Below are 7,595 nucleotides of genomic sequence, written 5' to 3' on the forward strand. Positions count from 1 at the left end.
CAGTTCGTCGGGATCGGTTGAGTTCAGGTGGATCGTTTCCAGCCTGTCGGGGCTGCCGGTCTCTCCACCCTCGACCCATTTCTCCACGGCGTCCGCCGCATCGTCGCTGAGCGGATCGAGCCTGCCGCCCGCCGCCAACGCCGCGTCGATGGCGCGCCTGCGTTCCGCCGCGCCGGGCCATTTCGCCTTGATCGCCGGTCGCGCCGCCTCCAGCGCCTTCGCCAACACACCTAGACGCGCGGGCAGCAACGCCTCGATCCGCTGCCGCACTGCTTTCGCGAGGCCCGCCGACGCGCCGCCCGTGCCGATGGCGATCAGCACTGGGTCCCGATCCACAATGGCGGGCAGGGTGAAATCGCACAGCGCCGGGCGGTCGACGGCGTTGACCAATATGCCCCGCGCCTTCAATCGCGCGACGGCGGCCTCCGCCTGCACTGCATCTTCGATCGCCACAACCGCCAGCGCTGCGGCCGTCGTCTCGTCCGCCACGATTGCGCCCGCACGCTCCAGCAGCCGCCGCTTCGCCGCCGCCGCCTCGCCATCGCCCAGCAGGATCACCGGCCGGTTCGTTAATCGTACGAACAGCGGCAGGCTGTGCATCGCGTTACGCCTTTACCCAGTCGGGGATGCTGTCGCCCGCGATCAGCGTCTCGATGGGCGGACGGGCGCGCACCACGGCCCATTTGCCGCCCGATACCAGCACCTCCGGCGTCAGCGCCCGGCTGTTATAGGTGTTCGCCATCGTCGCGCCATAGGCCCCCGCGGTCATGAACGCCACCAGATCGCCCGGCTCCACTTCCTCCATGTCGCGATTGGTGGCGAAGGTGTCGCCGCTCTCGCACACTGGTCCGACGACGCTGGCCGTCACGCGCTTCTCGGTCGCCTTCACCGCGCGGATATTGTGCCAGGCGTCATACAGGCTCGGCCGCAGCAGGTCGTTCATCGCTGCGTCGACGATGACGAAGGGCTGCGTTGCGCCCTGCTTCACGCGCACAACGCGCGACACCAGCGCGCCGGCATTGCCCACGATCACCCGGCCCGGTTCGAACAGCAGACGCACGTCCCAGTCCGCCGTCACCCGCGTCACCATCGCGCCATAGTCGGCGGGGCTGGGGGGCACGGGCTGGGATGGGTCGTAGGGGACGCCAAGCCCGCCGCCCAGATCGGCGGTCCGGATGACATGGCCATGATCGCGCAGCACTTCGATCAGCGCGCCGACCTTCTCGAACGCCGCCTCCAGCGGGGCGAGGTCGGTGAGCTGGCTGCCGATATGGACGGCGACGCCCTGGACATCGAGGCCCGCAAGCTGCGCCGCCCGGTCATAGGCGGCGACAGCATCGGCATAGGGAATGCCGAACTTGTTCTCCGACTTGCCGGTGGAAATTTTCGCATGCGTACCCGCATCGACATCCGGGTTGATGCGGTAGGCGACCGGTGCGATCCTGCCCATCGACAGCGCCACCTGCGACAGCATTTCCGCCTCCGGCTGGCTCTCCAGATTGAACTGGTAGATGCCCTTGTCCAGCGCCAGCCGCATTTCCTCCTCGGTCTTGCCGACGCCGGAAAAGACGATGCGGTTCGCCGGAATGCCCGCCGCCAGCGCGCGCAGCAATTCGCCGCCCGACACGACATCCGCGCCCAGGCCAAGGCCAGCCAGCGTCGCCAGCACGGCGGCATTGGGATTGGCCTTCACGGCAAAGGCGACCAGCGGGTCTTTCAGCTTGTCGAGGGCCGCGCGGAATACCCCCACATGGCGGGTCAGCGTGGCGGTGGAATAGACGTAAACGGGCGTGCCGACGGCATCTGCAATCTCTGCGAGCGGCACCTGCTCGACATGCATGGCGCCGCGCCGGTAATCGAAATGATCCATTGTCTCTTTGTCTGTCTCTTAATGTTCTGGGGGCAGTTCGAACGGGTCGTCCTGCCGCTCGTCCGACTGCCGGAGCAGTTCGGCATTGCGTTGCGGCCGCGCCTGCGTGGATGCTTCCATCAATTGCTGGGCGGTCGGTACTTCGGTGGCGCCGCGCGGGATGGGGGGCGTGCCCTGGCCCTCGGCGGGTTTGAGCGCCTGACGCCCGCCGCATGCGGCTAATGCGACGGTGAATGCGACGGTGGTCGCCAGTTTCCACATCATGCCTTGGCCTCCAGTGCGGCGCGCGCCTGCGCGATCCGCTCGCGCACCTGCGCCGGGGCAGTGCCGCCATGGCTGACGCGGCTCGCCACCGACGCATCGATGCTCAGCACTGCAAACAGCCGCTCGTCAATGCGCGCGTCGATGGCCTGAAGCTCGGCAAGCGACAAAGCGGGCAGGGATACGCCCTTGTCATCCGCCGCCTTCACCGCGCGCCCGGTGATATGGTGCGCCTCGCGGAACGGCACATTCGCCTCGCGCACCAGCCAGTCGGCGAGGTCCGTGGCGGTCGCATGGCCGCTTTCGGCCAATGCGCGCATCCGGTCGGTGCGGAATGTCACCGTCTCGATCATCCCCGTCATCGCCGCGATGGACAGGCCCAGCAGGTCGTGCGCCTCGAACACCGGCGGCTTGTCGTCCTGCATGTCCTTGGAATAGGCCAGCGGCAGGCCCTTCATCGTGATGACCAGCGCGTTCATGCACCCCGCGATCCGCCCGGCATGGCCGCGCACCAGCTCGGCAGCGTCCGGATTGCGCTTCTGCGGCATGATCGAGCTGCCGGTCGAATAGGCGTCGGGCAGCGACACGAATCCGAAGGGCTGGCTCGCCCAAATGATGAACTCTTCGGCTAGCCGAGACAGGTGCAGGCTGCACTGCGTTGCCGCCATCAGATAATCGAGCGCGAAGTCGCGGTCGGACACGCTGTCCAGGCTGTTGTCGGTCGGTTTGGCGAAGCCAAGCGCCGCCGCCGTCGCATGCCGGTCGATCGGGAAGCCGGTCCCGGCCAGCGCCGCCGCGCCCAGCGGGCTTTCGTTGAGCCGCGCCCGCGCATCGGCGAAGCGCGACCGGTCGCGCCGGATCATCTCATAATAGGCCATCAGATGATGGCCCAACGTCACCGGCTGCGCCGATTGCAGGTGGGTAAAGCCCGGCATCACCGCGTCGGCCTGCTCCTGCGCCCGCGCCACCAGCGCCTTTTGCAGCGCGGTCAGGCCCGCATCCACCTCATCCATGGCGTCGCGCACCCATAGGCGGAAATCGGTCGCCACCTGGTCGTTGCGCGACCGCGCCGTATGCAGCCGCCCCGCCGCCGGACCAATCAGTTCGGCTAGCCGCGATTCGGTGACCATGTGGATGTCTTCCAGGTCCAGGTTCACCGGAACGCCGTTCGCCTCATATTCGGCGGCGATCGTGTCCAGCCCGGCGCTGATCGCGGCGGCGTCCTCGCCCGCGACGATGCCCTGCTTGGCCAGCATCGCGACATGCGCCTTGGACCCGGCAATGTCCTGTTTCCACAATCGCTTGTCGAAGGGGATGGAGGCATTTATCTCCCGCATGACTGAAGCGGGGCCGGCCGCGAAACGCCCGCCCCACATGGAATTGGAGATGTCCTTGCGATCCGTAATTGCCCTGCTCCTGCTGACCGGCGCGTTGAGCGCCTGCGATAGGCAATCCGCACCCAAGGAGCAAGCGAATGGCTCCGCCGAAATCACCGCGGATGAGGTCGCTCCCGACGAAGTGAAGGATAGTGCGGCAGGCGATGGTGAAGGGGCCTTCAAATATACGCTCGATCGCAGCAAGGCGGGTACGCCCGCGCCCGATTATGCGTTCGTCTCGCCCGATGGCGGCGACACGACTCTGAAGGATTTCGCGGGCAAGCCGCTGCTGGTGAATCTGTGGGCGACCTGGTGCGCGCCCTGCGTCGCGGAAATGCCGACGCTGGATGCCATCGCCGGGGAATATCAGGCGCAGGGGCTGCAGGTGCTCACCATCTCCCAGGATAATCAGGGCGCGAAACAGGTCGACCCCTTCTTCGCCAAGCGCAAGTTCACGCACCTGAAGGCGTGGCTCGACACGGAAAACCGGTTCAGCCTGGGTTATGGCACCGGCATGCTGCCGACAACGGTGCTCTACGACGCCGAGGGCAAGGAAGTCGCCCGCGTGATCGGCGCGATGGACTGGCACAGCAAGGAAGCCAAGGCGCTGATCGCGGAGACGCTGTAGGCGCGCGTGAGGGGAGGGAGAGGTTGTTGGCTTCCACCCGCTTCTCCCACATCCGTTCGTGTCGAGCGAAGTCGAGACACTCCGCGCAGTCGGCGGATCAGGTGACCGAACAATGATCACCCTACCATCGTTCGGGCTGAGCTTGTCGAAGCCTTGTCCTTCCTTCCACGGTCTAATGAAGAAAAGGGCAGTCCTTCGACAAGCTCAGGACGAACGGGGTTGGTGAAGGAAATCAGCCGAAACCGCCTCACCTCACATCAGGATATAGCGCGACTTCCAGCAATCCGGCCTGGCGTTCTTATCCTTGACCGCAGCCTTGTGCACATGCCGATGCTTGCCGCAATCCCACGCGAACATGTCCTTCATCGCCGCAATGGGCGCGAGGCTCAGCAACAGCGGCGCCAGCGCAAGGGAAAGAATGGCGGAAAGCTCCATAGCGCAGCTTTATTGCGCTGGCGTTCCTTTCTCCAGCATGAATGTGCGCGGGTTCGCGGAAGTCAATCCGCCCTTTTCGCCATGATGAATCAGCTACGTGACTGAAAATTAGAACGATTTTGGTTCAAATTGTTCCTGCTTTAACTCTCTTGCGGGATTTACGGGCAATGCAAATCGCATAATGAAGTCGCGGGGATATTTGGGGGGTCATCATGCGACTGAACTTCGTCGTGCGGGCATCTTTGCTCGCCTGCAGCCTATGCATTTCCGTGGCGGCGGCCGCGCAGGAAAAGACCGGGAATAAAGAGGGTTTCGCTCTAAAGCCCGGCACTGTTCGTATCATGCTCATGCGCCCCGTCATTCAGGTCGGCGCCCAATCGACCGGCGGTATGTACGAACCCAATGCTGATTGGACGGAGCAGGCCCGAAACTATATTGCGGCATCCCTTCAAGATGCGCAGTCCCAGCTTGGTAATGAGGTGACAGGCTATTCTGAGGCCGCCAGCGGTGAAGGGCCTGCCGTCACGCAATATTCGCATCTGTTCAGCACTGTGGCGGATTCAGTGATCGAATATCAATTTTTCGCTGGAAATCGCCTGCCGACCAAAAAGCGCGACAAGCGTTTTGATTGGGCTGTGGGACCGGGGATCGCGTCCTTGAAGTCGCTTGAAGGCGCGGACTACGCCCTGTTTATCACAACGCATGACGAATATGGCTCCACTGGCCGGAAAGTCCTTCAGATTTTCGCCGCGATGGGTGGCGTAAGCGTTACATCGGGTGTGCATGTAGGTCATGCTGGACTGGTAGACCTGAAAACGGGCGAGCTTGTCTGGCTGAACGCTGACCGCCAGATGGGCGGGGACGTCAGGACGCCGGAGGGCGCTCAGAAGCGGGTGAAGCAATTGTTGGAGGGGTTCCCCGGCAAACCCGTCGAAGCAGCGGCTGTTGCAGGCAAGTAATATGAAAGCGCTCGCACTCGCTATGGCGGTGTTGGCTGGCTTCGCAACGCTTGAGCCAGTTCGCGCCGCCGAAGATGCATTTCGACTTCCCCCCTATGCTCACGCCTATGAACCGCAGAATGTCGATGAGCGCGGGCTGTGGATGGAGGCGGATGAGCGGGAGCGCCAAATTCGCGACAGCGCATTGCGAATTCGCGACGGGAATTTGGAGGCTTATCTTCGCGACGTGCTCTGCCGCGAAGTAGGACAGGACAGATGTCTCGGCGTTCGTGTGTACGCGATGGAAATTCCGATGTTCAACGCGGCCATGATGGCCAATGGGTCAATGGAAGTCTGGTCCGGTTTATTGCTTAGGGTTCGCACTGAAGCGGAACTCGCCGCCATACTCGGCCACGAATTTGCGCATTTCGAACTTCGTCACAGCTTGAACGGCTTTAAGAACAAGCGTGGCGCGAGCGATGCCATGGCCTGGATAAGCGTGCTGGGCGGGATCAGTAACACGCCCGTCGGCGGCGCGAACTTGTCCTTGCTCGGTTCAGTGTATCGCTTTGGACGCGACCAGGAATCTCAGGCGGACCTGCTCGGTTTGAAATATCTGGCCAATTCCGGATACCCCGCCAATTCAGCCTCGCAAGTTTGGCAAACCCTGATGGCGGAGGAGGATGCCAGCGCTCTGGGCCGGAAGCAAAGGCCAAGGCAAAAATACACGGCGGGTTTCTTCGACACGCATCCCGCTTCTTTCGAACGCGCCGCCCGTCTTGCGCAGGAAGCGGCAAAATTACCCGTCGGCGGCGATGCGAGAACAAAGGAATATCAGCAGGCGATCGCCCCTTATCTGCCCCGGTTCCTTTCCGCGCAGGTGAAACTCAATGATTTTGGGGGAAGCGAATATATTCTGTCCAACCTCTCCCAACGGTCGGGGTGGACTGGCGATCTGTTGTTTGCGCGGGCGGAACTGCACCGCGCAAGAGCAACGCCCCGCGATCTTCAGCTAGCCAGCCAATTTTATCGCGAGGCGAAAACTGCCGGATATTCCAATCCCGATCTCGATCGAAATCTCGGCCTGTCTTTGTTGCGGAATGGCCAGACCGAAGAAGGCCGCGCCGCGCTTTCTTCTTATCTAGCAGCCTATCCAGAGGCGTCAGACGCCAAGGCGATTAACGCCCTTTTGGGCAATTAAGGACTTATTTCATGCGCTACGCCATCTTGATTACCGCTCTACTGGGAATGTCGTCATCGGCGTGCCTTGCCAATGCTTTAATCTCTCCGGGACCGCACGCCGCCATTGCCCAATCGCGGCTGTCGGCGACGCCCGACGGGGAATGGAACAGGTTAAGCCGGAGAGACGGGAAAAACGTCGAACTTTGGACCCTGGATGGAGATGCGCTCAATAAAGTCACTTTCTTTGGCGGCATCCCGGTCGGCAGGCCTCTCCTGCGGGAAGTCGACAAGAAGAATCGCCCCCTTCCGAAAGTGACGAGCAATATGCTGATAACGGACATTCCCGCTTTGCTGGAATCGACCTACCGCAGCCAGTTTGCAGTCAACCAACTTCAGATCGAAACTCAGGAGCCAGCGTTGCTGGACGGAAATAAGGGGATACGTTTCACCTATGCCTTCGCACGCGCGGATGATGAAGTGCTACGGAAGGGGGAAGGCATAGGCGCGATCGTTGGCGGACAACTTTATTTGGTGACGTACGAAGCGCCGTCGCTATATTTTTTCGACAAGGATCTGGAAAAATTCCACAGGCTCATAGCCACCCTGAAGCTGTGACCCAATGGCTTGTGGATTTGCCATCATCATGATGTCGCCGCAGCTTTAGCCCGGTTTTCCCGTTGCCGTCGCCCATAAGGCGGGACCGGCGCCATCATTCTTCGCCCGGCGCTCGGCGGGCGGGTTAGGCGGCATCCCCGCCGCCTAACCCGCCCCCTCACACATGCGCGACCGTCGTATGCCCTGCGCAGCAGGCCGCGCGGCTCTGTTCCACATATTCCGCTTCCTGCCACCAATAATGCTGGTGCGCGTCGGCGAGGCGGGGGAGGATCATATTCTCCGCCGCCGCC

General features: G+C 62.6%; 9 protein-coding genes. 4 read left to right on the forward strand and 5 right to left on the reverse strand.

What is annotated here, in order from left to right:
- The 4 genes from BHQ40_RS23300 to argH all read right to left on the reverse strand — a co-directional run.
- The coding region (locus BHQ40_RS23300) for a precorrin-2 dehydrogenase/sirohydrochlorin ferrochelatase family protein (RefSeq protein ID WP_070158110.1) at positions 1-600 on the reverse strand (600 nt) is incomplete at its 3' end.
- Between the two features lie 4 nt (positions 601-604).
- Positions 605-1,870: a diaminopimelate decarboxylase gene (gene lysA / locus BHQ40_RS23305; RefSeq protein WP_070158111.1), complete on the reverse strand. Its 1,266-nt coding sequence runs from the start codon at positions 1,868-1,870 to the stop codon at positions 605-607.
- Positions 1,871-1,888: 18 nt separating this feature from the next.
- On the reverse strand, positions 1,889-2,134 hold the full coding sequence (locus BHQ40_RS23310; RefSeq protein WP_070158112.1) for a hypothetical protein: 246 nt from the start codon (positions 2,132-2,134) through the stop codon (positions 1,889-1,891).
- Positions 2,131-3,507, reverse strand: coding sequence for an argininosuccinate lyase (argH, locus tag BHQ40_RS23315; protein WP_070158113.1), 1,377 nt, complete (start codon positions 3,505-3,507; stop codon positions 2,131-2,133). The genes BHQ40_RS23310 and argH overlap by 4 nt, the downstream gene beginning before the upstream one ends.
- Positions 3,508-3,517: 10 nt before the next feature.
- Here argH and BHQ40_RS23320 point away from each other — a divergent pair, with 10 nt between their 5' ends.
- Complete coding sequence (locus BHQ40_RS23320) at positions 3,518-4,135, forward strand: TlpA family protein disulfide reductase (protein ID WP_253183458.1); 618 nt, start codon at positions 3,518-3,520, stop codon at positions 4,133-4,135.
- 252 nt (positions 4,136-4,387) lie between these two features.
- Here the strand turns inward: BHQ40_RS23320 and BHQ40_RS23325 are convergent, their stop codons facing one another.
- Positions 4,388-4,570 (reverse strand): hypothetical protein, encoded by a 183-nt coding sequence (locus BHQ40_RS23325; RefSeq protein ID WP_070158115.1) that lies wholly within the window; start codon positions 4,568-4,570, stop codon positions 4,388-4,390.
- Positions 4,571-4,782: 212 nt separating this feature from the next.
- Between BHQ40_RS23325 and BHQ40_RS23330 the strand changes: the two genes are divergently transcribed.
- The 3 genes from BHQ40_RS23330 to BHQ40_RS23340 are packed head-to-tail and all read left to right on the forward strand — an operon-like array spanning position 4,783 to position 7,305.
- Positions 4,783-5,529 carry a hypothetical protein gene (locus tag BHQ40_RS23330; protein WP_070158116.1) on the forward strand — a complete coding sequence of 249 codons (747 nt, stop codon included), beginning with the start codon at positions 4,783-4,785 and terminating at the stop codon, positions 5,527-5,529.
- Between the two features lies 1 nt (position 5,530).
- Positions 5,531-6,709: a M48 family metallopeptidase gene (locus BHQ40_RS23335; RefSeq protein ID WP_171905944.1), complete on the forward strand. Its 1,179-nt coding sequence runs from the start codon at positions 5,531-5,533 to the stop codon at positions 6,707-6,709.
- A gap of 11 nt (positions 6,710-6,720) precedes the next feature.
- On the forward strand, positions 6,721-7,305 hold the full coding sequence (locus BHQ40_RS23340; protein WP_070158118.1) for a hypothetical protein: 585 nt from the start codon (positions 6,721-6,723) through the stop codon (positions 7,303-7,305).
- The last annotated feature ends 290 nt before the right edge of the window (positions 7,306-7,595 follow it).

This window comes from Sphingobium phenoxybenzoativorans (genome assembly GCF_001757355.1).
GTDB classification, from domain to species: Bacteria; Pseudomonadota; Alphaproteobacteria; order Sphingomonadales; family Sphingomonadaceae; genus Sphingobium; species Sphingobium phenoxybenzoativorans.

Excerpts from the sequence above, each read along its gene's own strand:
- BHQ40_RS23325 (WP_070158115.1), bottom strand. The coding sequence starts at position 4,570 with ATGGAGCTTTCCGCCATTCTTTCCCTTGCGCTGGCGCCGCTGTTGCTG.
- BHQ40_RS23340 (WP_070158118.1), top strand. The coding sequence starts at position 6,721 with ATGCGCTACGCCATCTTGATTACCGCTCTACTGGGAATGTCGTCATCG.
- BHQ40_RS23310 (WP_070158112.1), bottom strand. The coding sequence starts at position 2,134 with ATGATGTGGAAACTGGCGACCACCGTCGCATTCACCGTCGCATTAGCC.
- BHQ40_RS23330 (WP_070158116.1), top strand. The coding sequence starts at position 4,783 with ATGCGACTGAACTTCGTCGTGCGGGCATCTTTGCTCGCCTGCAGCCTA.
- BHQ40_RS23320 (WP_253183458.1), top strand. The coding sequence starts at position 3,518 with ATGTCCTTGCGATCCGTAATTGCCCTGCTCCTGCTGACCGGCGCGTTG.
- lysA (WP_070158111.1), bottom strand. The coding sequence starts at position 1,870 with ATGGATCATTTCGATTACCGGCGCGGCGCCATGCATGTCGAGCAGGTG.
- argH (WP_070158113.1), bottom strand. The coding sequence starts at position 3,507 with ATGTGGGGCGGGCGTTTCGCGGCCGGCCCCGCTTCAGTCATGCGGGAG.
- BHQ40_RS23335 (WP_171905944.1), top strand. The coding sequence starts at position 5,531 with ATGAAAGCGCTCGCACTCGCTATGGCGGTGTTGGCTGGCTTCGCAACG.